Origin of the sequence: Nodosilinea sp. E11 (assembly GCF_032813545.1) — a bacterium.
In the GTDB taxonomy this organism is placed as follows: Bacteria; Cyanobacteriota; Cyanobacteriia; order Phormidesmidales; family Phormidesmidaceae; genus Nodosilinea.
On record NZ_CP136520.1, the window covers coordinates 1887913 to 1913819 of the forward strand.

The window sequence follows — 25907 nt, forward strand, 5'->3', positions numbered from 1 at the left end:
ACACCATGAAACGCATTTTACTCTGCACTGACGGCTCCGCCTTTGCCCAGAGCAGCTATCCCTACACCGCCTGGTTTGCCGAGCAGCTGGGGGCCAGCGTTGACGTGCTCTACGTCACCGACTCGCGGGGGCAGGCCACAGCAGAAGCTAGCAACCTTAGTGGCAGCATCGGACTGGGAGCCGCCGAAAGTCTGCTGAAAAAGTTGGTGGAGGTGGAGCACGAGCGGTCTAAGCTCAACCACCAAAAGGCCAAGCTGATTTTGGCTGACGCGGAGGCCGCGATCGCCGCCCACGGGGCCACCACCGTCAAGCTAATCCACAAAACCGGCTTTTTGGTGGACTGTTTGGCGGATCTCGAAGCCGACGTGGATCTGATCGTGCTGGGCAAGCGGGGGGATGCCGCCGACTTTGCCTCGGGCCACCTGGGGGCTAATGTCGATCGCATTGTGCGCAGCAGCAGCAAGCCCTGCCTGGTTACGCCCAGAACCGTGGTGCCGATGGAGCGGCTGCTGGTAGCCTACGACGGCAGCCCCACCAGTCAAAAGCTGCTGCGATTCCTGGCCGAGTCTCCTGGCCTGCGGAATCTGGAGCTTCACCTGCTGACGGTGGCGGGGTCAGAGTCTGACGCGGAGAAAACCCGGTGTTTAGCCGAGGCCGAGGCGATGCTGCAAGAGGCTGGTCTGACGCCGACAGCGAGTTTACAGGTCGGGGAGACTGAAAAGGCGATCGCTCAATACATTGACGACCACAACATTAGCCTGCTGCTGATGGGAGCCTACGGTCATCGCCGCGTTCGCCACCTGGTGATTGGTAGCACTACGGTACAGCTGCTCCGCAGCAGCCAAATTCCGGTGCTGCTCTACCGCTAGCCTCCCTTCCTCGGGGGGGGAGGGGTGGGTCAGTCTTGGCCTTAGATCTACCCACCCCGCTGGATGGATGACCGGCTGCTAGCGCTCAATGCTGGCCTGCGATCGCGCAGCAAAAGCTGAACCTAGAACCCACTCCGAGCGTCTCCCGCGATCTGGAAGTGGAGGTTTAGGCTTCCCTGCTCTGGGCAGTCCAGCTGTTGTGTGCTTGTGAAGCGTGAAACTTGGAGCAATGGACTATAAATTACTCCATTGCCCTTTGCTGTCTGAGGCCACTGCTGCTGTGTCAATTCCATTAGTTAATTCCATCGGCTTTCGCCACTGGCGGGGCGACCTGTTTGGTGGGCTGACGGCGGCGATCGTGGCGCTGCCCCTGGCGTTGGCCTTTGGGGTGGCCTCGGGGGCGGGGGCGATCGCCGGTCTCTACGGGGCCATCTTTACTGGCTTTTTTGCGGCCCTGTTTGGCGGCACCCCCACCCAGGTGTCTGGCCCCACCGGCCCCATGACCGTGGTGATCACTACCGTAATCGCTTCGCTGGTGGCCCGCTACCCCGATGGCACGGGCCTAGCCATGGCCTTTACGGTAGTGATGCTGGGCGGGCTGCTGCAAATTGTGTTTGGGCTGATGCGCCTGGGGCAATACATTACCCTGTTACCCTACACGGTGATCTCGGGCTTTATGTCGGGTATTGGGGTGATCATTGTGCTGTTGCAGCTGCCGCCGCTGCTAGGCCACGCCGCCACGGGCGGAGTAATTGACACGCTGCAAGACTTACCCGGCTTTTTGGCTGCGCCCAACTGGGTTGCCCTGGGGCTAGGGCTGTTGACTCTGGCGATCGTGTTTGCCATTCCGCCCCGATTGAATCGAATTCTACCTGCGCCTCTGGTGGCGTTGGTGGGGGCTACCGTGGTGTCGGTGGTGGTGTTTGGCGATGCTGACCTGCCGCGCATTGGCGATATTCCGTCAGGTTTCCCGACCTTGCGGCTACCCACCTTTAACCTGCGCGAACTCGATGACATGCTGCGCTACGGCATTATGCTGGCGGTGCTGGGGGCGATCGACTCGCTGCTGACCTCGCTGGTGGCCGACAGCATTTCTCAAACCCAGCACAATTCTGACAAAGAACTGGTTGGTCAGGGCCTAGCCAATGTGGTGTCTGGCCTATTTGGCGGTTTGCCGGGGGCCGGGGCTACCATGCGCACGGTGGTGAATGTGCAAGCGGGCGGGCGCACGCCGCTGTCAGGTATTATTCACGCTCTGGTGCTATTGGTGGTGCTGCTGGGGGCGGGGCCGCTGACGGCACAAATTCCTAACGCTGTGCTGGCGGGCATTTTGCTCAAGGTGGGCATTGATATTTTGGACTGGGGGTTTATCAAGCGCGCCCCGAAGATTTCTCTCAAGGGCACCGGCATTATGTACCTGGTACTGTTTTTGACGGTATTTATCGACCTGATTACGGCGGTGCTGGTGGGAGCCTTTGTGGCCAACATGTTGACGATCAAGCGGCTGACCGATGTGCAGAGCGATCGCATCAAAACCATCACCGCTGCCACCGAAGACAGTAACCTGACCGGGGCTGAAAAGGCGATTCTCACTCAGTCAAAGGGAGATATTTTGCTGTTTCAGCTAGGCGGGCCGATGAGCTTTGGGGCCGCTAAGAGCATTACTCGCCGCCTGGCGTTTGTGAGAGAATATCAGGCCCTGGTGCTCGATCTCGGTGAAGTGCCGACCCTGGGCGTGACGGCGGCACTGGCGATCGAGTCGATTGTGCAGGACTCGATTGGGCGCGATCGCACGGTCTGGATTGTGGTCAAACCGGGCCAAGTCAAAAGCCGCCTCCAAACCCTCGACCTGCAACGCTTTATCACCCAGCGCAAACGTACCGAAGGCACCGCTTCCCCGGCTATTTACCTGGTCGAAAATCGCCACCAGGCGTTAGAGTCTGCCTTGGCGCTGATTCAACCACAGGTCGTAGTTTAGGGCACTGCCATACTGCACGTAAACGGGGCACCGCTACACCCCCAACCGCGCGGCGATCGTGGCGAGCACTGACTGGCTCAGCGCGTCGTAGTCGTAGCCGCCTTCGAGGCCAAAGAGAATGTTAGGCGTGACACTCAAGCACTGGCGGGTGAAGGTGCCATAGTCTTGAGGATTGAGGTTAACGCTGGCCAGGGGGTCGGCGGCGGTGGCATCGTACCCGGCGCTGACAATGAGTAGATCGGGCCTGAATGCCTTGAGAAAGGGAATCACCTTTTGCTCAAACTGGGCGTCATAATCGGCGCTGGCGCTGCCGGGGGGCATGGGCAGGTTCAGCACGTTGCCGTGAAAGCCGGTCTCGCTGCTGTGGCCGGTGCCGGGATAGGCGGGCAGCTGGTGGAGGGAGCAGTAGGCGATCGCCGCATTCTGCTCTACCAGGGCCTGGGTGCCGTTACCGTGGTGCACATCCCAGTCGAGAATGGCGACGCGGTTGATGGTGGATTTTTCTAGGGCGTAGTGGGCGGCGATCGCCGCATTCGAGAATAGACAAAAGCCCATGCCGCGATCGCGCACTGCGTGATGCCCCGGTGGCCGCGCCAGCACAAAGGCCGAGTGCCCAGTTTCGAGCACGTAATCCACACCGTCGAGCCAGGCGCTCACCGCCAGCCGCGCTACAGCGTAGCTGGCCTCAGACACCACCGTATCGCCATCAATCTGACCACCGCCAGTATGGGCAATTTCCCGCAGGGCCGTGACATAGCGAGGGTTGTGGATCTGAGCAATCAGGCTGTCTACTTCCCCTCGCTGAGTCACCGGAGTAGGCTCTCGCCAGTCCAGATGATCGGCCCAGGGCGTCTGCTCTAGGGCAGCCACAATAGCCTTTAATCGACCTGCGTTTTCGGGATGAAAACTACCCGTGTCGTGAGTCAAAAAAACAGGTGAATAGATAACGGCAAAATTAGCCAGGGTGAAAGCATGGTGCACGGTGAATTTAGGGGTGGTGAACGGCAGCAAATTGGCGATCGGTCTATGGTGGCAAAACCTCCCCCTGCCAAGGATCTTGCGGCTCTGGCTCCACCATAACTCTCAATAATTTGAACCGGGGAATTTGTGCTAAAATATAACTCACATGAGTCCGCAAAAAACATACTAATCAAGCGCTATTCAGCACCGCTCGGTGCGAGGGTCTGACTAGCGCTTTGTTGTTCGCAAAATCGGAGTTTTTTAGCCTATGGCTACCCCAGAAGAGCGCATCGTTCCTACCGATCTGCGCAACGAAATGTCACGCTCTTACCTGGAATACGCCATGAGCGTGATCGTGGGTCGAGCGCTGCCAGACGCCAGGGACGGGCTCAAGCCAGTGCACCGCCGCATTCTCTATGCCATGCACGAGCTGGGGTTAGCCGCCGATCGCCCCTTCCGTAAATGCGCCCGTGTGGTCGGGGAAGTGCTGGGTAAGTATCACCCCCACGGCGATACGGCGGTGTACGACGCCCTGGTGCGCATGGCCCAAGACTTCTCCATGCGCGTGCCGCTGATCAACGGCCACGGCAACTTTGGCTCTATCGACAACGATCCCCCGGCGGCGATGCGATACACCGAGTGTCGTCTGCAATCGCTGACCAGTGACTCACTGCTCCAAGACATCGAGTCGGAAACCGTCGATTTTGCCGACAACTTCGATGGCTCTCAGCAAGAACCCGTGGTGATGCCCTCGCGGCTGCCCCAGCTGCTGCTCAACGGCTCTTCGGGCATTGCCGTGGGTATGGCCACCAACATTCCGCCCCACAACCCCGGTGAGCTGATCGACGGCGTGATCGCGCTGATCAACAACCCCGAGATCTCCACCGCTGAGCTAATGGAGATCATTCCCGGCCCCGACTTTCCCACGGGTGGGCAGATCTTGGGCCGCAGCGGCATTCGCGATGCCTATATGACTGGGCGCGGCTCGGTTACCATGCGCGGCGTCGCCACCATGGAAACCATTGAGCACCGGGGACGGCCCGATCGCGAAGCCATTATCATCACCGAGCTGCCCTACCAGACCAACAAGGCGGGCATGATCGAGCGGATCGCCGAGATGGTGAACGAGCGCCGCTTAGAGGGCATTTCTGACATTCGCGATGAGAGCGATCGCGACGGTATGCGCATCGTTATCGAACTCAAGCGCGACGCCTACCCCCGCGTCGTGCTCAACAACCTCTACAAGCAGACGCCCCTACAAAACAACTTCGGCGTCAACATGCTGGCCTTGGTGAACGGCGAACCCCAGCTGCTCGGCCTCAAGCGCATGCTGGAGGTCTTCCTGGAATTCCGCGAAGAGACGATCATTCGCCGTACCCGCTACGAACTGCGCCGAGCCGAAGAAAAAGACCACATTCTCCAGGGCTACCTGATTGCCCTGACCAACCTAGATGCCATCATTGCGCTAATTCGTGGGGCCGCCGACACCCCCGCCGCCAAGCAAGAGCTGATGGACACCTACAGTCTCTCGGACTTGCAGGCCGACGCCATTCTGCAAATGCAGCTCCGTCGCCTCACCGCCCTAGAGGCCGACAAAATTCAGCAGGAACACGAAGATCTAGTCGCCAAAATCACTGACCTGCAAGATATTTTGGCCCGCCGCGAGCGCATTCTTGAAATCATTACCACCGAGCTGGGCGAGCTCAAGGCCAAGCACGATAGCCCCCGCCGCACCGTGATCGAGGTAGATGACGGGGAACTCACCGACATCTCGCTGATTGCCAACGAGCAGGTGGTCATTCTCGTCACCGACCAGGGCTATATCAAGCGCATGCCGGTGGCCACCTTTGAGGCTCAGAGCCGTGCCACCCGAGGCAAGGCTGGGGCCAAAATGAAGGAAGACGACGCGGTGCAGCACTTCATCACCTGCTACACCCACGACTATCTGCTGTTCTTTAGCGATCGCGGCGTCACCTACGCCCTGCGGGCCTACCAAATTGCCGAAGGTTCTCGCGCCGCTCGGGGTATGCCGATTGTGCAAATGCTGCCCATACCCAAAGAAGAGGCGATTACCTCGGTGCTAGCGGTGCGCGAGTTCACCGACGAAGACTACCTGGTGATGCTCACCCAGGGTGGCTTTGTGAAGAAAACAGCGCTGTCGGCCTTCAGCAACATTCGCACCAACGGACTGATTGCCATCTCCCTCGAAGAGGGCGATTACCTCAAGTGGGTGCGCCTGGCCCGCAATACCGACAGCATTTTGATCGGCTCGCGGCGGGGCATGACGATTCACTTTAAAGCCAGTGACGAGCAACTGCGACCCCTGGGGCGGCCCACCCGGGGCGTGCGGGCGATGTCGCTGCGCGATGGCGACGAGCTGATCAGCATGGATATTTTGCCCAGCCAGGTGGTCGAAGCGGTGGTGCAGGCGGCTGAAAATGACGAGGATGACGAAAGCGTTGCGGGCGGCAACGAGGGCGGCCCCTGGGTGCTGGTAATCACCGCCTCGGGTCTGGGCAAGCGGGTGCCGGTGGCCAAGTTCCGGCTGCAAAATCGGGCGGGTATGGGCCTGATGGCGATCAAGTTCCGCAAGCGCGACGATACGTTAGCCTCACTGCTGGTGGTTGGCGAAGGCGATGAGCTGATGCTGGTCACCAACCGAGGCATCATCATTCGCCAGCGGGTGAACGATATCTCGATTCAGTCGCGACCTGCGACGGGGGTGCGTTTGCAGCGGCTGGATGGGGAAGATGCGATCGCTGCGGTGGCTGTCGTGCCCCCGGCTCTACAGGTAGAAGGGCTTGACGATGCCGTTGAGGCAATCGAGGCGATTGAGGAGGCTGCCGAAGATAGAACCGTTGTCGACGTGATCGCCGTAGAAGGGGCGACCGAGGAGGAATAGCCCGCTGGGTCGTCCAGGGGTGTAGTGAGGAAATAGCTCACTCAGGCTGACGGTCGCCTTAGCCTAGGGGCACAGGCGACCGTTGCTGTAAGCGTTCTGGCATTGCGGCAGGCCCAGCCAGAGAACTGCCTACGGCATCGCTGGGCTGGGGTTGAAAACTGGCCCAACGATTGAGGTACTGAGTCAAGTGGCGATCGCCCTGGGCAATCCTTTCTACTAGCAGGGTCTGCACCCTGGCGGTTTCGGCCTGGTGCTGCTCTTCGCTAAAGAATCCGGCAAACCTGGCCGCTCGCAACCACACCAGGTAGGTGCTCAAGGCATCGTACTGGCTCTGCGCCACGATCGATTCCAGATTCCCCTCTACCCACCAATCCACCACATCGTGAGGTTCTGGCCCTACCTGACCCGGAATGCCCATGGCTGCCGCCAGTTCGTGCAGGGAGGGGGTGGCAATGCCCCAGCCGCTGAGGGCACTTTTTAGGTCAATGTGGGCGTCGCTGTGGCGGCTAAAATAGTCGTTCCCCCACCCTTTGTCAGCCCGACGGCAAAAATCTGCCGCCGAAATACCTGCCACCAACCCCCGCTGAAGCAAGACCGGCAGGTCGGCAGTTTGCGAATTAAACCCCACCAGCTGCGGATGGTGCTGCCCTAGGTAGCCCAGGAACGTAGAAATCAGTTCCCCTTCGTCCATCAGCTGATCAAGCTGTCTCGGTAGCGTGGTCAGCCGCAGGTGGATATTGCCATCGGGTTGCTGCTCTCGAACCACTGCCGAGACCGCAACCACGCGGCACAGTGCCGTTTTGAGATGGGGACGAGGTTTGTCTGCCGTGGCCCCAGCCTTGGCCCACATCACGTCAAACACCTCAGCCTCCGATAGCGTGGCGGCCAGGCCGTACACTCGCCGTCCCGAGGCCGGGTCAGGCACCCACTCTAGATCAAAGGCGCATACTTGCCGACCAACAGATTTAAACATAACGGCTCCCTGGGCTGCACTAAAAACTTACCTAGGCCATGCCCAGGCGCTGTTTCTAACATTCCCAGCCCCATCAGCTAAGCCGCTAGGGAACCTGCCAGGCCCGCTGATGATAATCGTCGGGCTCTGGAAACAGGTCTACAGGTTCGCCATGGTGATGTCCGTGGCCGTGATCATGAGCCTGGCCGTGGCCGTGGGTATGCCCCTGATCGTGAGCGTGCCCGTGCCCATGACCATGATCATGCCCATGACCGTGCTGACCACCCCCGGCAGCGAGGCGAAACTTGCACATTTCGCAGTTCATGGCCACTTGGCCCAGCTGGGTTTCGATCTCGCGATCGCGCAAAATCTGCATTAGCTGCGGGTGGCTACCCATCTCCGGCAAATAGCTCACCAATTGCTCAGGATGGGCGGTCTGCTCTTGCTCACAAATACCCATGATTTTTTTGATTAGCACCCCGGTAAAAAGAAAGTAGGGCAGCACAATAATGCGCTTGGGCTCATACATCCGAGCCCGGCGAAAGCCCTCTTCTAGGCGGGGGTGAGTAATGCCAATAAAACAAATTTCTACGGTTTTGTAGCGGCTGCCCTCCCAGACAATGCGGGCTAGTTTATACACATCGCCGTTGGCGTCGGGGTCGCTGGCCCCTCGGCCCACAAATAGCAGCACCGTATCTTCGCGGGCAATGCCGTCGGGGTTAAAGCGGGGGCTGTCTAGCTCGGCCAACCGCTCTTGCCAAAGCTGAATAATCGCCGGGGTAATACCAAAGTGGCGACCGTAGTGGAAGGTGACCTGGGGGTGGCGCTGGCGGGCGCGATCGAGTTCGTTGGTAACGTCGAATTTATTGTGGCGGGCGGCAAATAATAAAATTGGCAGCACCGAAATGTCGGTGTAGCCCTTCTCCACACATCGGTCTACCCCGTCTTGAATCGTGGGTTCGCTCAGCTCTAGAAAACAGGGAATCACCGGACGAGACTGGTCGAGGGCCTGGTAGGCGGCGGCAAACTCGAGTACGCGATCGCGCCCTTCGGTATCTCGGCTACCGTGGCCCACCAGCAGCAGCGGACGCTGAATCGGCAAGGGCGACCAGGTGCCAGGGGCGCTGGGAGAAAAATCGTTGGGGGTGGTAATGATAGGTGCGATCGCCATAGGTGCTCAAAGTGCCGCAGTGATACTCAATCTAACCCTCCGCTCGACCAAAGGCGATCACCGACAAAAATTTAGCTCACCACAGCCTGAGACCAGGAGCAAGACGCTAACCTAAACCCAGTTCAACCGTCACAAGCCAAATTAAACATCGGAGAACTTGACCTTTAGGGCGGCAATGATCAAAAAAACGCAGCCAGATAAAAATCAGTCTGCCTGGTTATCTTAGCCTAGGGTAGAGGTTAGAACCATCCTGGGGGTGGGCATTAACACCATGGAAGAACCGATAGACAGTCAACCTATCGCCTGGCGCGATCGCCTGCGCAGCCATCTGAACACCACCGACACCCTAGCGGGGCAGTTGATCAATGGTGCGATCGTGCTGCTGATTTTTTTGTCAGCCGCCATTTTTGTCATCAAAACCTATCCCATCTCATCTGTCTTAGATCAGTGGTTAAGCCTTTTAGATTGGCTAATTGTGCTGACTTTTACATGCGAATATGGGCTGCGGTTGTGGGTTGCCCGCCGCCCCTGGAAATATGCCTTAAGTCTCTATGGCCTGATCGATCTAGTGGCCATCTTACCCTCCTGGATTGGAGTCTTTGATATTCGCTTTCTGCGCTTTTTTAGATCGCTGCGTATTTTGCGTCTGGTGCATATTTTTGACAATCGACTGTGGTTTGGCCAAGTAACCAGCACCGACAGCCTGATTTTGATTCGGATTTTGTTGACCCTGGGGACCATTATCTTCATCTACTCTGGCCTCATTTTTCAGGTTGAAAACCCCAGTAACCCTGAAGCCTTTGGCACCTTTCTCGATGCGGTTTATTTCGCTGTTGTCACCATGACAACGGTGGGCTATGGCGATGTCACCCCGCTTTCTGAAGCTGGACGGGGGCTGACAGTGATGATGATTCTCACCGGCATTGCCCTGATCCCCACCCAAGTCAGCAGCCTGATTCGACAGTTGAACAAAGTGGCCAAGTCTCAGCACCAAGCCTGTCCGGGCTGTGGCCTCGCGCTCCACGATGAAGATGCTCAGTTTTGCAAACACTGCGGTACTCTTCTAAAGCTGGAGCCGTAGCGCGATCGCCTTGCTGTTGCCTTAGTAACAGAACATAACGATTATTGAAAAAACCAATATCCCTTTTGCTGAGTAGGGTCTTTCCAGTACAATAGCCCACCAAAAGCCTCGTCAGCCTCCTCTCGTCGGCTGCGCGGTGTTCACTTCAGTCAGCCTCACCCCCGAGCCGACGTTGTCCATTTCAGTTAGGACGTTCCATGACTTCTGTGCTCCATCGCCCCACCGACGACGCCAAGCTGTCTAGCCTTCCTGAAGACGTCAGAACTAGATTGCAAGATCGCTTCAAGCTTGTAGTTCCCGCTCGTTCCGCTGCCGACCCCTCTCCTTCTCCCGTGCTCGACGCCGCCCCTCCCCAAGACCCCGCTGTTCAACCGATCGTTTCCCTAAACAATGTCGAAAAGTTCTACGGCAACGGCAGCAAAGCCTTAGCTGGTGTAAATCTCACCGTCAATCCCGGCGACTTTCTCTTTGTCACCGGTCCCTCCGGCTCGGGCAAATCTACCTTACTAAAGTTGCTATACGGTTACGAGCGCCCCACGGGTGGCAGCATTTTGGTGGGCGACGAACCCATTTCTGACCTACGAGGCAACCGCCTGGCTATGATGCGGCGACGCATCGGCGTCGTGTTTCAAGACTACAAGCTGATTCCCAAACGCACCGTAGCCGAGAATGTCGCCTTTGTGCTGTGGGCTCAGGGCTTCACCCGCAAAGAAATTCACCGTCGCCTCTGGCCAACTCTGAAGATGGTGGGCCTACAAGGTAAAGCCCAGTGCTTCCCCGACGAACTTTCCGGCGGTGAGCAGCAGCGCGTGAGCATCGCCCGCGCCGTAGTCAACACCCCGCCCCTACTGCTGGCCGACGAGCCCACCGGCAACCTTGATGCCGACAACTCTCTGCAAGTGATCAAGATTCTCAAAAAACTCAACTCCATCGGCATTACCGTCATCGTCACTACCCACGACGAGCACCTGGTGCGCATTTCTAACCACCCCGTCGTGCAAATCAAGAATGGTCGCCTCCACCACCTGCGCCGCTAACGCTACATTCCTTAACATCAAGCGCTACACCATATCCAATCAATAGGATAATGATCAGAGCTAACGCCCTGGTGGTCTGGGTCAAGACCCCAGATGAATTTGGTCTTTGAGAGGAACGCGCCTTGGTCAGTACAGCCCCATTTAAAACAGCAAAATCAGAAGAAATTTTTGCCGCCGCCCAAAACCTGATGCCGGGCGGCGTCAGTTCTCCGGTACGCGCCTTTAAGTCAGTGGGCGGGCAGCCCATTGTGTTTGACCACGTCAAAGGTGCCTACATCTGGGATGTAGACGGCAATAAATATATTGACTACGTGGGCACCTGGGGGCCTGCCATCTGCGGTCATGCCCATCCTGAAGTGCTGGCAGCCCTGTCGGCAGCCCTGGAGAAAGGCACCAGCTTTGGTGCCCCCTGCTACCTCGAAAACGTGCTGGCCGAAATGGTCATCCAGGCTGTGCCCAGCATCGAAATGGTGCGCTTTGTCAACTCTGGCACCGAGGCCTGTATGGCTGTGCTGCGGCTGATGCGCGCCTACACCGGACGCAACAAAATTATCAAATTCTCCGGCTGCTACCACGGCCACGCCGACATGTTCTTGGTGCAGGCCGGGTCTGGAGTCGCCACTCTGGGTCTACCCGACTCGCCGGGAGTGCCTAAGTCGGCTACCAGCGACACCCTCACCGCCCCCTACAACGACCTAGAGGCCGTCAAGGCTCTGTTCGCGCAAAATCCTGGCGAAATTGCGGGGGTTATTCTAGAACCCGTGGTAGGTAACGCCGGATTTATCACCCCCGATGGTGGCTTTTTAGAGGGTTTGCGCGAGATTACCCGCGAGCACGAGGCCCTGCTGGTGTTTGACGAGGTGATGACCGGCTTCCGCATTGCCTACGGCGGTGCCCAGGCCAAGTTTAACGTCACCCCCGACCTCACCACCCTGGGTAAGGTAATTGGCGGCGGTCTACCCGTCGGGGCCTACGGCGGTCGCCGCGACATCATGGAAATGGTTGCCCCCGCTGGCCCGGTGTATCAGGCAGGTACCCTGTCGGGCAACCCCCTAGCCATGACCGCAGGCATTAAAACCCTGGAGCTGCTCCAGCGCCCCGGCAGCTACGATGAGCTAGAGCGGCTGACCGCCAAGCTCACCGAGGGGCTATTGCAGGCGGCGCGCGACGCGGGCCACGAGGTCTGTGGCGGCCACATCAGCGCTATGTTTGGCATGTTCTTTAACCCCGGTCCGATTAGCAACTTTGAAGATGCTAAGGGCTCTGACCTGGAGAAGTTTAGCCGCTTCCACCGGGGCATGCTAGAGCGCGGTGTCTACCTGGCCCCCTCACAGTACGAGGCGGGCTTTACCTCCCTGGCCCACACCGATGCGGATATCGACGCCACCATCGCCGCCGCCCGCGACGTATTGGCCTCGCTGTAAGTTAGCCACGCACCCAACCCCAAAACCCCCGAGTTCTTTAAGAACTCGGGGGTTTGCTGCACAGGCACAACTAACCACTCAATCAATTCAGGCTAAACTTTGGACAGACCAAAGCCAGCAATAGACCTGTTGAACGCAACTTCGCTGCGGTGAGGTAATTCCAACTATCGTTCGGGGGGCATGGCATGCGCCCTGCACCATTTTGGGGGTAGCCAAGTCGAATTTGATAGAAGGGGGAAAGTGCGATCGCCCCGTCAATCTTGCCCAAATGTAAAAGCCCGGCTTCTTTGAGAAGCCGGGCTTTTGTAGTGTTAGCTAGAGACTACGACATCGCTTGGATGATGTAGTCGAAGTAGGGTTGGGTGGCGGCGGCGTCTTCATCAGACAACAGGTTCAGAGAAGCATCCTTGAGGCAGCGGATGGCTTCGGCCATACCGGGGACCGGTACATCTAAAGCGTTGTACATTTCGCGGACGCCTACGATACCGATAGCTTCGATGGGGGTCTGGTCACCAGCCAGCACGCCATAGGTGACTAGACGCAGGTACCAGCCGTAATCGCGGATGCAGAGGGCACGCTGCTTTTGGCCATAGGCATTGCCACCGGGGGCGATGAAGTCGGGCCGCCGCCGCCACAGCTCCCTGCTGGCCTGGTCAACAATTTTCTTCTCGTTTTCAGACAGGGTGGCGGCGATGCGGGTGCGCTGTTCGCCGGTCTTCAAAAATTCTTCAATGGCCTTGAGCTCGCCGGTGGTTGGGTAGCGCAGCTCGTCGTCGGCATTCAAAATAACTTGGCTAACAACAGACATAGTTAAAAATGACGGGGATGACCTATTTCATTGATAGTTTAGCGACTTGGGGGTCTATAGGGAAAGTTAAATTCTCATTTAGTTGTCGGTAAATGAGTCGAGCCAGAGCGAGGCACAGCCAGAAAAACAGCTCAAAAACAGGGTATCGGTATTATTTTCGCCGGTTTGGCTAGCGAAAGACCCGCTGAGAACTGGCGGCAGCTATGTAACATTTTTGCAATGATTCAGCCAATCTAAGCGCCTAGATCGACTCCGCATTCCGACTCGATAACCTAGGGATATAGCCACCGCCAGAACCGTTAGGACATGACCGATACCCCTGAAGTGATGGCTATACGCCATTGCGCCGTCCCAGTTTTTAACCGGAGCAGAGACCGAGGTCCTAAGCGCAATGGCCATCGCTACACGTAACCTTCGCCTTGCCATGCCAAAACCTTGGCTCAGCATCAACGTTTGCTTTAGAGCAACCTGTTTTTGGGCCAATGTTCACAACCAACTGGCTACGGGCTTATGGGGCTACAGCAGGTTGGCGCGGGGGCGAAAACGCTCGGTCTGGCGCAGTTCTTCGTAGAGGGCTTTTTCGCGATCGCTCAACCCCTGGGGCACGACTACCTCTAGTTCAACAATTTGGTCGCCCCGACGCTCTTTGCCTATGGGGTAGCCTCGCCCCGCTAGCTGGATAATCTGCCCAGTCTGTGCCCCCTGGGGCAGGGTGGTGCGCACGGGGCCATCTAGCGTGGGGATATCGATCGCACTACCCAAAGCTGCCTCGCTGGGGGTGATGGGCACCTGGCAGTACACATCGTTGCCCTGGAGGGTGTAGAACGGGTGCGGATCGACCTGAATGCGTAGGTATAGATTGCCGCCGCCCACGCCCTGGCCCCGCAGGCGAATGCGCTGGCCGGTGACCATGCCAGCGGGCATGTTGACTTCGAGCGATCGTCCGTCTTCAAGTCGAATGCGCTCACGCCCACCCCGAAAGGCTTTTTCGAGGGGAACGGTGAGATCGGCTTCGGCATCGCGGCGGCCCGGTGTGGTGGTGGCCCCGTAGGCTGTACTATCGGCGGTGTAGCCATTGGTTTCGACGGCATTGCTCGCCCCCCGTCGGGTGCCAGGGCGACGGTTGAGGAGCTGATCGACAAATATGTTGAAGTCAGGGAATTCGCCAAAACCAAAATCTTCTAGGGAAATTCGCCCACTGAAAAGATCGCCGACCCCGGCCTTTTGCTCGGGCTTGAAGCCCTCCTGTTGCCAATACTCGCTGAATTTCTCGTACTGGGTACGCTTTTCGGCGTCGGAGAGGACGGTGTAGGCCTCGCTGACCAACTTAAACTGCTCCTCGGCAGCCTGGTCACCGGGGTTGAGGTCGGGGTGGTATTGCCGAGCGAGCTTTCGGTAGGCCTGCTTAATATCGCTAGCGGTTGCGGCTCTGGCAACCCCCAGAATGTCGTAATAGTTCCGAAAGTTCTCCATAGAGGGCGGGTAGGTGGCGAGCTAGGACGTGGCAAAGGGGGAGTAGATAGGCAAATGGCTCTGACCAGAGCGCAGTCGGTTGTCTGGCGGGCAGGCTTTGCCGACCTAGGGCATGCCTAAGGCGAGAAGCTGGCTAGAGCCATTCGTCTCGATCGCTCCAGTTGTCGTCATCGTAGCGGGGGGCAGGGCGACGATTGGCATTCGCATCGCTGGGGCGTCTATCTGCCGGCGGGGGAGCCTGCGGGACTCTTTGCCGGTCGGCCTCGGGCCTGCGATCGGGGGTAGCGTCTGGGCGAGGGGCCTGACTGGCTGGAGGCCGACTGGATGAAGACGGCTGGCCCCAGGGGTCGTCGTTCCAGGGGTCTTGGCGCGGGGTGTCTGGAGCTGAACCGGGCCGGTCGTAGTTGTCGTAGCTTTGGCTGCCATAGTCAGCCTCGCCATAGCCCCGTTCTGGCCCAGGACGACTACGCTGATCGTCGTAGCCCGAGGGGGCGTAGCCCGTGCCGGGGTCAGAATTTTGGGGTTGCCGCCGGTAGTCTGAGCCGTAGTCTGGGTCGTAGTCTGGGCGGTTATAACCGGGCTGGTCATAGCCGGAGCGATCGCTGCCTCGGCCATAGTCTGACTGACCGTAATCGGCGCGGTCATAACCGGCTTGGCCGTAGTCTGAGGCAGGCGGCTGAGACCGACTGGGGGTTGACCCACGATTCTCCCCTGGGGAGGGACCACGGTCGTAGGCTTGGTTGCTGTAACCTCGCTCTGCGTCGCGATCGTCACCATAGCCGTAGCCTGAGCCACCGCTGGGGCGGTTGCTTGCTGGCGGTGTGCCCTGATTGCCATAGCTCTGGTTGCCATAGCCCTGGTTGCCGTAGCCCTGATTGCCATAGCTCTGACCGCTATACCCCGTTGTACCGTAGGCCCGATTGTCATAGGCAGGGGGGCCGTAGGGCTGCTGCCCGCCCGAGCGACCGCGATTGTCGTAGTCCCAGTCGTCGTCCCAATTGCCCCAGGAGGATGACCCCTGGTAGCCGTAGTTGGGCCGCGCATCAAGGTCGTCGTCGAAGGTGAAGGTTTTCTTGAGGGTGCTGCCAATCTGGCCGAGAATGCCGCCTTCGGGGGCGTCGTCGGCCTCGTAGAGGTAGGCCTCGCGGTTGAGGTCGTAGAGCTCGTCTTGCAGCTCGGCCTGGGCAATGTCAATGCCGCGCTCATCGCTCTGCTCGAGGTAGTCACGCAGCTCTTGCACTAACCCTTCAATGCGGCGGCGGCGATCGCGGGCAAACTGCATGCCAAAGTCAAGGGCCACCTCCCGCAGCAGCCGCTCCGCCTGGAAGGTCAGGGCCTCAGCCCGGTTGCGCTTCTCAACCCGCTCCCGCTGGAGGCGATCGGTCTCGGCAAACTCTTCGGCCTCGCGGATCATCCGCTGCACTTCGCCTTCGTCCAGGTTGGATGCTCCCTGCACCGTCAAGCTCTGCTCACGGCCAGTGGTCTTATCCATAGCCGACACTTGCAAAATGCCATTGGCGTCGATGTCAAAGGACACCAGCACTTGAGGAACGCCCCGAGGTGCGGGAGGAATGCCCATCAGCTTGAAGCGGCCCAGAGATTTGTTGTCGGCCCCCATTTCGCGTTCACCCTGGAGCACATGCACCTCTACAGAAGTCTGGTTGTTCTCAGAGGTGGAAAAAATATCCGATCGCCGTACCGGAATCGTGGTGTTGCGGGGAATCACCTTCTTCATCACGCCGCCGATGGTCTCTAGCCCCAGCGACAGCGAGGTGACATCGAGCAGCATGATGTCCTGCACTTCCTGGGTGATGATGCCCGCCTGCACGGCAGCACCCACGGCCACGGCCTCATCGGGGTTGACATTTTGGCTGGGTTCCAGGCCAATCAGCGATCGCACCAGATCCTGGACCATGGGCATGCGGCTACCGCCACCCACCAGCACCACTTCGTCAATGTCGTTAGGCGTCAGCCCTGCATCGCTGAGGGCCTGCTTGAGCGGAGCCCTCAGGGCGCTGACCAAGTCGCCGCAAAGCCCCTCAAACTGCGATCGGCTAAGGCGAGTCTCGATATGCTTAGGCCCATCGGGGGTCGCCGTGATAAACGGCAGGCTAATTTCAGTACTGGCCACCCCAGACAGCTCAATCTTGGCTTTTTCAGCCGCCTCAGTGAGTCGCTGCAACGCCTGTCGATCTTTGCGCAGATCGATGCCTTCTTTTTCGAGAAACTGATCGGCTAGCCAATCAACAATTTTGGTATCAAAGTTGGTACCCCCCAGCTGGGTGTCGCCGGAGGTCGATCGCACCTCAAACACGCCGTCGCCCACATCGAGAATAGAGACGTCAAAGGTGCCGCCCCCGAGGTCGAACACCAAAATAGTCTCGTTTTGAACCTGGTCGAGGCCGTAGGCCAACGCCGCCGCCGTCGGCTCATTGAGAATGCGCTTTACCTCTAGCCCGGCAATGCGCCCGGCATTGCGAGTAGCCTGTCGCTGAGCATCGTTAAAGTAGGCCGGCACAGTAATCACCGCCCCGGTCACCGGCTGACCCAGGTAGCGGCTGGCTTCATCGGCCAGCTTGCGCAGCACAACTGCCGAAATTTCTTCGGGGGCAAAGTCTTTTTCGAGCCGGGGGCAGCGAATTTTGACGTTGCCTGACTCATCGCGACGAATGGTGTAAGGTACCCGTTTCGACGACTGATCCAGCTCAGTGTAGCGACGCCCCATGTAGCGCTTGACGCCATAAAAGGTGTTTTGGGGGTTAAGCACCGCCTGCCGACGGGCCATCTGCCCCACCAGGCGTTCGCCTTCTTTGCTAAAGGCCACCACCGAGGGCGTCGTGCGCATGCCTTCGGCGTTGGCAATTACCACAGGCTTGCCACCCTCCATTACAGAGACCACTGAGTTGGTCGTGCCCAGGTCGATGCCAACTACTTTTCCCATTCGCTCTGGCGTCTCCTTATCTGTCTGACTGCGTGCTCAATGAAGATTAGCACCGGGAGGGCATCGCTTCTGCCAACCTACTTACATCAACTGTCTTAATGATAGTCTGTCTCGGGCTGGCCTAGATTCTATCGCATAGCCTGAGGGGGCAAGAGATGGGGACGACAAGGAACAGCTAATCTTGATTCTTAAGGTGTTTAGCGGCGTTTGCTTGGTACCTATGGATAAACTGAAGAGAACGTTCAAAGCCTCGCGTTCCTAAATACTGGATTCTCAACCCCGCTGACCAAAACGGTGCGAGTGCCGGCACAGCAGGAACAGGGGTTTAAACCCGTGGGCACCTTTGCGGGCGATCGCACCATCACCTCTACCTAGCTTGCCGGGCTAGAGGTCACTGTGGCTGAGCTGTTTGCGGCGGGCTTTGACACCTAGCTGTGCCCCTCGCCTGGCGGCGTAGAATCAGCCAACCGTTGATTGGGTCACCTCAGCGGCTAAAATCAAGAGCGCAGTGCACCCCGTTTGTGAGCTATGGCAGGTCATAGTAAATGGGCCAATATCAAGCGACAAAAGGCCCGAGTCGATGCGGTCAAGGGCAAAGTCTTTGCCAAGATGTCGCGGGAGATTATTGTGGCGGCGCGTCAGGGGGGCGACCCGGCGGGCAATTTTCAGCTGCGCACAGCAATCGATAAGGCCAAAGCGGCGGGGGTGCCCAACGACAATATCGATCGCGCGATCGCCAAGGGCTCGGGCAACCTCGGGGCCGACGACAATTACGAAGCGATTCGCTACGAGGGCTACGGCCCCGGCGGCGTCGCCATTTTGATCGAAGCGCTGACCGACAACCGCAACCGCACCGCCGCCGACCTGCGCGCCGCCTTTAGCAAAAGCAACGGTAACTTGGGCGAAACGGGCTGCGTCGGCTGGATGTTTGAGCAAAAAGGGGTCGTCACCATTACCCACCCCGGCGACGAAGAGGCCCTGCTCGAAGCCGCCCTGGAGGGCGGCGCTGAAACCTACGACCTCACCACTGTGCTGGGTCGCCGCGACGAAGAGATTCTCGCGGTCGATCTCTTCTGTGACCCCGTCGACCTAGAAGCCCTCGACACGAGCCTCAAAGCCCAGGGGCTGACCGTTCACCAAACTGAGCTGCGCTGGATTCCTAGCAATACGATCGCAGTGGATGACCCCGACCAGGCTCGCCTGCTGGTGAAGCTCATGGACGCCCTCGAAGACCTCGATGATGTGCAGTCGGTCACCGCCAACTTTGACATGGCCGAGGAGATGATGGCAGATATGGCGGCCTAGTGATCCAGCGCGATCGCGCTGGATCACGCTTCCATTTCCTGAGACGCGCCGCAGTGGCGGCAGTAGGGCAGGTACTTGTAAGTGGGCTGGTGGCAGTGGCCGCACTCTACGTCTTGGTGGTAACCACAGTGGGGGCAGTGGGTGTCGCCCAGGCGAAGCTTTTTGGCGCAGCGAATACACTTCTGATTTTGCACTCGCCCTGCCACCTGAAGCCGAGGGTTGAGCACCACCTTTTGAAAGAATTTGATTATGCCGTAGCCCACCAGGGGCACCAGAAAAATGTAGAGGTAGTTGAGCAAAAACAGCAGCCCCCCCAGCAGGGCAAACAACACCTCTGACAGCCAGCGGGCGATCGCCCCAAACTGAAGCACCTCAAAGACCTTGATCACCAGGGGAATGCAAAAAATCACCAGCAGATGCCAGCTTTGCAGCGCAATCAAGCCGTAGCCACGCCGCTCTGCAGTGCGGTGAACCGCCCAGGCCAAACCGATCAGGGGCAGCAAGAACAGGCCCTGAAACAGCATCTGCACCGTGGGGTACCAAAACGAGGATCGCTGAAACTGGCGATCGAGCTGCTGAAACTGGCTGTCGTTGTCGAGCAGGGTAAGAAACTGCTGGCTGGCGGAGGTTTGGGCGAGCTGGGTTTGGAGGGCGCTCTGCTGCGATCGCAGCTCCTCCAGTTGAGCGTTGTTGCGATCGAGGGTGGCGCGGGCCTGAGAGGCCTCGACCTGGTTGATCGACTGATCTTGGGGCTGCCCGGCGATCTGCTCTAACAGGGTCGAGTCGTACTGGCTGCGAATGGTCTGGTTTTCTTGCTCCAGAGTGGCAATGGTCTGCTGAGTCTGGTCGAGGCGGCTGAGAATGTCCCGGTTTTCGGGGATGTTGAGGCCATCGGCGGTGGCGGCATAGTCGAGGCAAATGGGGGACACTTCGCCCAGGTGGCCCTCGCCACCCCGGCGGTAGTCGTCGGCCCAGCTAAAGCTGGGGTCGTCAGGAAACCGCATGGTGTTGCGGAGAATGTCGTAGTTGCGATCGCCCTGGGTTTGGGCTCGATACCCGGCCCAGGGGCTGTGGCAGGGGTAAGCCTGGTAGGGAGCCATGGGCCAGCGGCTAATGTCATTGAGGCCGCTAAACACGTTGAACAGAATGAACAGGTCGATCAAAATGATCACCGCCAGGCTAGCCCGGTTGACGGGCTCGTTGTTGACGGTGCGGGCCTGCCTAAAAAACCGGCGAAACTGCCGACGAACACGGGTAAACATAGCTCAGACTCCTGCGGTGTGCTGCTCCGACTGTAGCCCTAGCGACGGTTATCGCGTTTTTCCCCAGACAGTTTCTGGTTCTGTCCTGATGGAGGGAGTGGAGGGGTGGAGGGGTGGAGGGGTGGAGGGGGTTGGCTGGTCCTGCTAAAGGCGCTGTAGCCAACGTAGGGTGGGTTAGTGACCACCACCCATGACAATCCTGGCAACCAAAGTACCGAAGAATTTTGCTTCCTCCCAAGGGCGCAGGCCCTGCGCCCCTATAGGGGGGGCTCTTCTTTCCCAGAAATCACCTCAGGTCAATCTTCTGGGGAAACCACCTCAACCGCTGAGCGCTTGATCTAAATCAGCGATCAAATCATTCACCTGCTCTAGGCCGATAGAGAGGCGCAGCAGGTTAGGGGCGGTGGCGGTGCCCACCTCAATCGAGGCACGGTGCTCAATGGTGCTGTGGGGGCTGCCAAAGCTGGTGGCACGGGCGATCAGGCGGGTGCGGGCGGCAACGGCCATCGCCGCGTCTTGATCACCCTTGACTAAGAACGAGAGCAGGCCACCGTAGCCGGTCATTTGCTGTTGGGCAACGGTGTGGCCGGGGTGCTCTGGCAACCCCGGATAGAGTACCTGTTCAATGGCCGAGTGCTGAGCCAGCCATTCAGCTACGGTTTGAGCCGCCGCCGCCTGGGCGCGCACCCGCAGGGGCAGGGTTTGCAGACCCCGCAGGGTCAGCCAGCAGTCAAAGGGCGAAGGCACCGTGCCGCCAATGGTTTGAATCAGCCGCAGTTGCTCAAACAGTGGATTCAGCTCACGGGTGACGACGGCACCCCCAATCACATCGCCATGGCCTGCCAGGTATTTGGTCGTGGCATGGATAGAGAAGTCGGCCCCCAGCGCCAAGGGGGTTTGCAGCACCGGAGAGGCGATCGTGTTGTCGCAGGCTAGATAGGCATTGGCCTGGTGGGCTAGATCGGCCACGGCGCGAATATCGGTCACCGCCAGTTGAGGGTTAGAGGGCGTTTCGATCAGCACCAGGCGGGTGTTGGGCCTCAGTGCCTCAGCCACCGCCGCCAAATCTGTCGTATCGACCAGGGTGTAGATCAGCCCCCAGGGGGCGAGAATTTTCTCTAGCATCTGCTGCACGCCAAAGTAGACACTCTGGGGCGCAATCACATGATCTTGAGGGCTAAGGGCTTGCAGCAGACTAAAGGTGGCGGCAGACCCCGAGGCAAAGGTGGCACATTCGGCCCCGTTTTCGAGGGTGGCCAGGGCGGTTTCGAGGGCATCGCGGTTAGGGTTGCCGCTGCGGCCATAGATGTAGCCGTAGGGGTAGCTGCCGTCGCCGCCGCGCTCAAAGGTCGTCGAGAGATGAATTGGGGGCGTGAGGGCTCCGGTGGCCGGGTCGATGCCCCTGCCGCTGTGAACAGCCTGGGTATCGGCAGAGAAAGCGCTGGCGTCAGGAGACATAAAATGATGGGGAAATGACAGTCTTCTGATTGTAGGGGTGATTTTCAAAGGTACCGACCTAGGCGATCGCCCCTCAGATCAGCTCCCCCACCTGGGCACCCTAACCCCATCCACCCAAATCCCCTATGCAACACCAGGGCAGACACCTGGGTCTGCCCCTACCCACCCATCCACCCATCCTACCCACTCACCCACCCACTCCCCCATGGACGCCCTCATCACCTTCGCCCTCGTCTTCCTCTTCGGCTCTGCCGTAGGTAGCTTTCTCAACGTGGTGATCTACCGCATCCCGGCGGGGCTGTCGCTGCTGCACCCGCCCTCGCGCTGCCCCAAGTGCCACACCCGGCTCAAGCCCTACGACAACGTGCCGGTGCTGGGCTGGCTGTGGCTCAAGGGCCGCTGTCGCTACTGTCGCGCCCCAATTTCGCCCCGCTATCCGCTGATTGAGGCTTTGACCGGAGCGCTATTTGTGGCGGCGTTTTGGCTAGGGGGCATGACCTGGGCCACGGTGGGTTACTGGCTGCTGCTGAGCTGGCTGGTGGCCCTGGCCTTTATCGATCTCGACACACTGACCCTGCCCAATGTACTCACCCAGTCGGGGTTGGTACTGGGGCTAGCGATCAAATTTGCCCTGCCAATGGTGCAAGGGGCACCCTGGCCCAGCCCCATCCATAGCCTACTGAGCGGTATTGTGGGAGCAGTCTTGGGTATCTGGATTTTTGACCTGATCACCATCTTTGCCTCGGCGGCCCTGGGGCAGACGGCCATGGGGGGTGGCGATGCCAAGCTGGCGGCGATGCTGGGGGCCTGGCTAGGCTGGCAGGGGGTGCTGCTGAGCGGGTTTTTGGCCTGCGTGGTGGGGGCTGTGGTAGGGGGTGGGGCGATCGCCCTCAAGCTGATCAGTCGTCGTCAGCCGGTGCCCTTTGGCCCCTTTCTGGCGATCGCAGCGGTGATCACCCTGTTTTGGGGCGAACCCCTGATCGGAGCCTACCGAGCCATCTTTTTCCCATAGTGCGTAGGGTCACGGCGGGCCTCTCGTCAGTCTCTGGCTGGCCCGGTCGCCTTGACCTAGCCAGCCAGAGTGATTCATGATCGTTAGAGGGCGTGCTCTATGCGCCGCCCCGCTGAGCAAACGATACGTCTAGATAGCCCACCGTGACCAAACCGCCGCAATATTTTAAGCTTGGCCCCTGGTCGCTGAAGCATAGCTGGCAAGATTTTATGGGCAAAATCGCCGCTCTCTGGCTGGGGCTAGTGTTGGTCTGGGCAATGTATCCTGCCAGTGCTGGGGCTGCCACCTGGTATCCGGTAGCGGAGGCCAGCCGGGGCCAGCAGCAGCAGTTTGTCGATATCGACTCGGTAGAACCCCTCGGCCAAGGCCATGTGCGGGTGGGCAGCTACTACGTTGACAGCCGCTCTGGCAAACCCCAGCGCACCGACTACTTAACCGAATATGACTGCGATCGCCGCCGGTTTCGCGATGTGGAGTACAGCGGCCCTGTAGGCAGCAGCGGTTGGCTACCTGTAGACCCTGACCCGTTAAACTCGGCGGCGATGGAGTATGTGTGTGGGCTGGTGCGCGGGTAGGTGGATGGTCTTAGCCTACGACCATGACCTGCGCCGTTTCTCCGGCGGGAATAAGCTTCGTGCCTACGGGCACTACCGCCAGGGCATTGGTGCCTGCCAGATTGATCAAATTGCCGGAGTTGTGGCCGCCCCCGGCCAGCTCAAACCGGTGACCGGCGGCGGTCATGGCTAGCCGGCCCCACAGATAGGTTTCTCGCTGCCCCCCGGCTTTGAGGTCGTGGGAGGTGACGGCGGGCACAACCATCGGCCCCCAATCCGTTCCTTGGCCCGATCGCTTGCGTAGAGCCGGAGCCACAAACCGCCAAAAGGTCACCAGGGCCGAGACCGGGTTGCCCGGTAGGCCAAAGTAGAGGGGGGCAGAGCCATTTGCAATGGGGAACGTGGCCACCGTCAGCGGTTTACCGGGTTTGACCGCCACGGCGCGAATGTGTAGCGTTGCCCCCAGTTCTACCAAAATCTCATCGACATAGTCGTAGTCGCCCACCGAGACACCCCCGGACGACACAATCGCATCTGCCTGGGTCAGGGCCGTTTGAATTGCCGCCCGCAGCGCCTGGGGTTGGTCGGGCACAATGCCCAGGGGCACTGCGATCGCCCCCGCCTGACGTACCAACGCCGCCAGAGCATACTGATTAGAATCGACAATTTGCCCTGGCTGTAGCGGGGTTCCAGGCCCTACCAACTCATCGCCTGTGGAGAGAATTGCCACCCGAGGCTGAGGGAACACCGGCACCTGAAGGCACTGGGCCGAGGCCAACACCGCCAGTTCTGGCCCACCAATCAGCTGACCCGCTGCCATCAGCGGGTCACCCGCCCGGCAATAGCTGCCCCGGTGGCGCACAAACTGCTGAGTGGTTGGCGCTTCTAGCACGATGACGCGATCGCCCTCTCGCTGGGTCACCTCTTGCATGACAACCGTGTCGGCCCCAGCGGGCAGCATCGAGCCAGTCAGAATGCGGGCCGCCTGGCCAGGGCCGACGGGTCTCGTGGGCGATCGCCCCGCCGGAATCGTTTCTACCACCGTCAGCGACTGGGGCTGCTCAGCGCTAGCCCCCTGCACATCTGCGTAGCGCACCGCGTAGCCATCCATCGCTGAGTTGTCCCAGTGGGGAAAGTCGAGGGGGCTGGGGATAGGCTGAGCTAAAATGCGCCCCAGAGCCGCGTCGAGGGAAACTTGCTCAGCCTCAGTGGGCAGCAACACTAGGTCAAGAATGGTGGCGGCGGCCTCGGTGACGGAGAGCATAGAAGTCTTGAGGGGTTAGCCGTAGGATGGGCACTGCCAGTTTAACCCTAGGGTGGGCACGGCCCACCATTAGCAAGACCGTTTCCCCGAAATCCTCTTAGAAATCGGGGCGGGTGATCAGGCAGCTGAGGCAAAGCGCCACAGACCCAGCCAGGGTAGCGGCAGCTGAGGCGTCGGTGCCTATAAACATCAGCAGACCGTATAACCCCAGCCCCACACTGGCCACCAGGCCCAGGGGAGTGGTGAGAAAGTCAAAAAACTCGAGCAGCCCTTCGAGAAAGTGCAAAAACTGAAGCCAGCGGGCCAGAAGTGCCATAGGGGTGTATCGCTCAGAGCGTGACTAAAGACTAGAAAATTAGCTTAGGTATTTCTCTCTACAATAACTGTCTTGGCTTTAACCAAAAACTTTCCCTCGACATTCTTTGGGCCTGCTTCAGATTTTGCTTAGGCGACTTCTGAAAAACCCTCTCTCTGATGGTGAGCATTGTCCACCCTACGGTGGCTATAGTCGCTGAATAAAGCAGGGATCTTCTTTTCTAAAAATCTCCTTAATACAGCGCCTGCATTAGCCGTTTGCGGTAGGTGGGGATGAGGGGGTCGCTGTCGCCCAGCAGCTTAAAGACCGTGAGCATGGCTTTGCGGCCAGCGTCATTGCGGTAGGTGCGATCGCGCTCCACAATCCCCAAGAATCCCTCTAGCGCCAGGGCAAAATCGCCCTTCAGCGCCGCCTCACCCGCTGACCCAAAGGCCCTATCCAATTCAGAATCGCCCAAGCCGTTGAGTGCCTGGCGCAGGGTGACTAGCCCCCGCAGGCCGTCAGCTTGATCACTAGTCGCGCGATCGCTCGGATCGATCAAATCTAGATACTGAGCCGCTAGAGCATCGTCGCCTTGGGTTAGATACACCTGAGCCGCCTTGAGCAAAATCTGGCCGTTGTTGGGGTATCGGGTCAGCAAATTAGCCAGGGCAGGCAGCACTTCGGCCATATCGCCACTGGACTGAGCTCCTTCAAATGCCTCCAGGTCGTCCTCCAGGCTCGATCGCAGGCCCAGGCCATTCAGGAATTCGCGCAGCTGCGGCTCGGGCAGCACCCCCACAAACCCCTCCTGCACCTGCCCCTGGGTGACAATGCGAACGTCGGGTACTCCCTCCACGCCAAAGGCCTTAGCTAGCTCTGGGTTGGCGTCAATGTCAACCTTGGCCAGGGTAAAGTCATACTCCTGGGCCAGCTTTTCAAGCATCGGCTTGAGCAGTTGGCAGGGGCCACACCAGGTCGCAAAAAAATCAACGATTACCGGCTGCTCAAAGGATGGTTGCAGCACCGCTTGATCAAACTCGACCTGATTGACGGTAATAGATTGTCCCATGGGTATCTCTGTAAAGGGGCTCAAAAGCGGGGGCTTAAAAACAGGTCGTAGAGTTTTACGCGACCTCCGGCACTCAAGGCCAATAGTTC

General features: G+C 59.1%; 20 protein-coding genes. 9 read left to right on the forward strand and 11 right to left on the reverse strand.

Annotated features, from left to right (window positions below):
• Window positions 1-5 precede the first annotated feature (5 nt).
• Complete coding sequence (locus RRF56_RS10655) at window positions 6-869, forward strand: universal stress protein (protein ID WP_317037623.1); 864 nt, start codon at window positions 6-8, stop codon at window positions 867-869.
• A 280-nt stretch (window positions 870-1149) separates the two neighbouring features.
• Window positions 1150-2847 carry a SulP family inorganic anion transporter gene (locus RRF56_RS10660; protein WP_317037624.1) on the forward strand — a complete coding sequence of 566 codons (1698 nt, stop codon included), beginning with the start codon at window positions 1150-1152 and terminating at the stop codon, window positions 2845-2847.
• Window positions 2848-2880: 33 nt separating this feature from the next.
• Here RRF56_RS10660 and RRF56_RS10665 read toward each other — a convergent pair whose 3' ends face one another.
• On the reverse strand, window positions 2881-3774 hold the full coding sequence (locus RRF56_RS10665; protein ID WP_317037625.1) for a histone deacetylase: 894 nt from the start codon (window positions 3772-3774) through the stop codon (window positions 2881-2883).
• A 301-nt stretch (window positions 3775-4075) separates the two neighbouring features.
• Between RRF56_RS10665 and gyrA the strand changes: the two genes are divergently transcribed.
• Window positions 4076-6709 carry a DNA gyrase subunit A gene (gyrA, locus tag RRF56_RS10670; protein WP_317037626.1) on the forward strand — a complete coding sequence of 878 codons (2634 nt, stop codon included), beginning with the start codon at window positions 4076-4078 and terminating at the stop codon, window positions 6707-6709.
• 58 nt (window positions 6710-6767) lie between these two features.
• Here gyrA and RRF56_RS10675 read toward each other — a convergent pair whose 3' ends face one another.
• The gene (locus tag RRF56_RS10675; protein WP_317037627.1) at window positions 6768-7682 is read right to left on the reverse strand and encodes a hypothetical protein; all 915 of its coding nucleotides are present in this window, start codon (window positions 7680-7682) and stop codon (window positions 6768-6770) included.
• An 85-nt stretch (window positions 7683-7767) separates the two neighbouring features.
• A complete protein-coding gene (locus RRF56_RS10680) occupies window positions 7768-8832 on the reverse strand; it encodes a sirohydrochlorin chelatase (protein ID WP_317037628.1) in 1065 nt (354 codons plus the stop codon).
• 271 nt (window positions 8833-9103) lie between these two features.
• Here RRF56_RS10680 and RRF56_RS10685 point away from each other — a divergent pair, with 271 nt between their 5' ends.
• The 3 genes from RRF56_RS10685 (at window position 9104) to hemL (ending at window position 12374) form a co-directional block, all read left to right on the forward strand.
• The gene (locus tag RRF56_RS10685; RefSeq protein WP_317037629.1) at window positions 9104-9913 is read left to right on the forward strand and encodes an ion transporter; all 810 of its coding nucleotides are present in this window, start codon (window positions 9104-9106) and stop codon (window positions 9911-9913) included.
• Between the two features lie 197 nt (window positions 9914-10110).
• A complete protein-coding gene (gene ftsE, locus RRF56_RS10690) occupies window positions 10111-10950 on the forward strand; it encodes a cell division ATP-binding protein FtsE (protein WP_317037630.1) in 840 nt (279 codons plus the stop codon).
• 122 nt (window positions 10951-11072) lie between these two features.
• Entirely contained in the window at window positions 11073-12374 is a 1302-nt protein-coding gene (gene hemL, locus RRF56_RS10695) for a glutamate-1-semialdehyde 2,1-aminomutase (RefSeq protein ID WP_317037631.1), read from the forward strand.
• Window positions 12375-12696: 322 nt separating this feature from the next.
• On the opposite strand, the gene RRF56_RS10700 is transcribed toward hemL, so the two are convergent.
• From RRF56_RS10700 to dnaK, 3 genes are all read right to left on the reverse strand, one after another.
• A complete protein-coding gene (locus RRF56_RS10700) occupies window positions 12697-13182 on the reverse strand; it encodes an allophycocyanin subunit alpha-B (protein ID WP_317037632.1) in 486 nt (161 codons plus the stop codon).
• Between the two features lie 516 nt (window positions 13183-13698).
• Window positions 13699-14655, reverse strand: coding sequence for a J domain-containing protein (locus RRF56_RS10705; protein WP_317037633.1), 957 nt, complete (start codon window positions 14653-14655; stop codon window positions 13699-13701).
• A 133-nt stretch (window positions 14656-14788) separates the two neighbouring features.
• The gene (gene dnaK, locus RRF56_RS10710; protein ID WP_317037634.1) at window positions 14789-17596 is read right to left on the reverse strand and encodes a molecular chaperone DnaK; all 2808 of its coding nucleotides are present in this window, start codon (window positions 17594-17596) and stop codon (window positions 14789-14791) included.
• A 528-nt stretch (window positions 17597-18124) separates the two neighbouring features.
• Between dnaK and RRF56_RS10715 the strand changes: the two genes are divergently transcribed.
• A complete protein-coding gene (locus RRF56_RS10715; protein ID WP_317037635.1) occupies window positions 18125-18901 on the forward strand; it encodes a YebC/PmpR family DNA-binding transcriptional regulator in 777 nt (258 codons plus the stop codon).
• Window positions 18902-18924: 23 nt separating this feature from the next.
• Here the strand turns inward: RRF56_RS10715 and RRF56_RS10720 are convergent, their stop codons facing one another.
• Window positions 18925-20163 (reverse strand): hypothetical protein, encoded by a 1239-nt coding sequence (locus RRF56_RS10720; RefSeq protein WP_317037636.1) that lies wholly within the window; start codon window positions 20161-20163, stop codon window positions 18925-18927.
• Between the two features lie 318 nt (window positions 20164-20481).
• Entirely contained in the window at window positions 20482-21621 is a 1140-nt protein-coding gene (locus tag RRF56_RS10725; protein ID WP_317037637.1) for a trans-sulfuration enzyme family protein, read from the reverse strand.
• A 205-nt stretch (window positions 21622-21826) separates the two neighbouring features.
• Here RRF56_RS10725 and RRF56_RS10730 point away from each other — a divergent pair, with 205 nt between their 5' ends.
• Together RRF56_RS10730 and RRF56_RS10735 are read left to right on the forward strand one after the other, a co-directional pair.
• A complete protein-coding gene (locus RRF56_RS10730; RefSeq protein WP_317037638.1) occupies window positions 21827-22633 on the forward strand; it encodes a prepilin peptidase in 807 nt (268 codons plus the stop codon).
• A gap of 143 nt (window positions 22634-22776) precedes the next feature.
• A complete protein-coding gene (locus RRF56_RS10735; protein WP_317037639.1) occupies window positions 22777-23208 on the forward strand; it encodes a hypothetical protein in 432 nt (143 codons plus the stop codon).
• 10 nt (window positions 23209-23218) lie between these two features.
• Here RRF56_RS10735 and glp read toward each other — a convergent pair whose 3' ends face one another.
• The 3 genes from glp to RRF56_RS10750 form a co-directional block, all read right to left on the reverse strand.
• A complete protein-coding gene (gene glp, locus RRF56_RS10740) occupies window positions 23219-24451 on the reverse strand; it encodes a gephyrin-like molybdotransferase Glp (RefSeq protein ID WP_317037640.1) in 1233 nt (410 codons plus the stop codon).
• A 97-nt stretch (window positions 24452-24548) separates the two neighbouring features.
• On the reverse strand, window positions 24549-24767 hold the full coding sequence (locus RRF56_RS10745) for a hypothetical protein (RefSeq protein WP_317037641.1): 219 nt from the start codon (window positions 24765-24767) through the stop codon (window positions 24549-24551).
• A gap of 232 nt (window positions 24768-24999) precedes the next feature.
• Window positions 25000-25818 (reverse strand): tetratricopeptide repeat protein, encoded by an 819-nt coding sequence (locus RRF56_RS10750; RefSeq protein WP_317037642.1) that lies wholly within the window; start codon window positions 25816-25818, stop codon window positions 25000-25002.
• Between the last annotated feature and the right edge of the window lie 89 nt (window positions 25819-25907).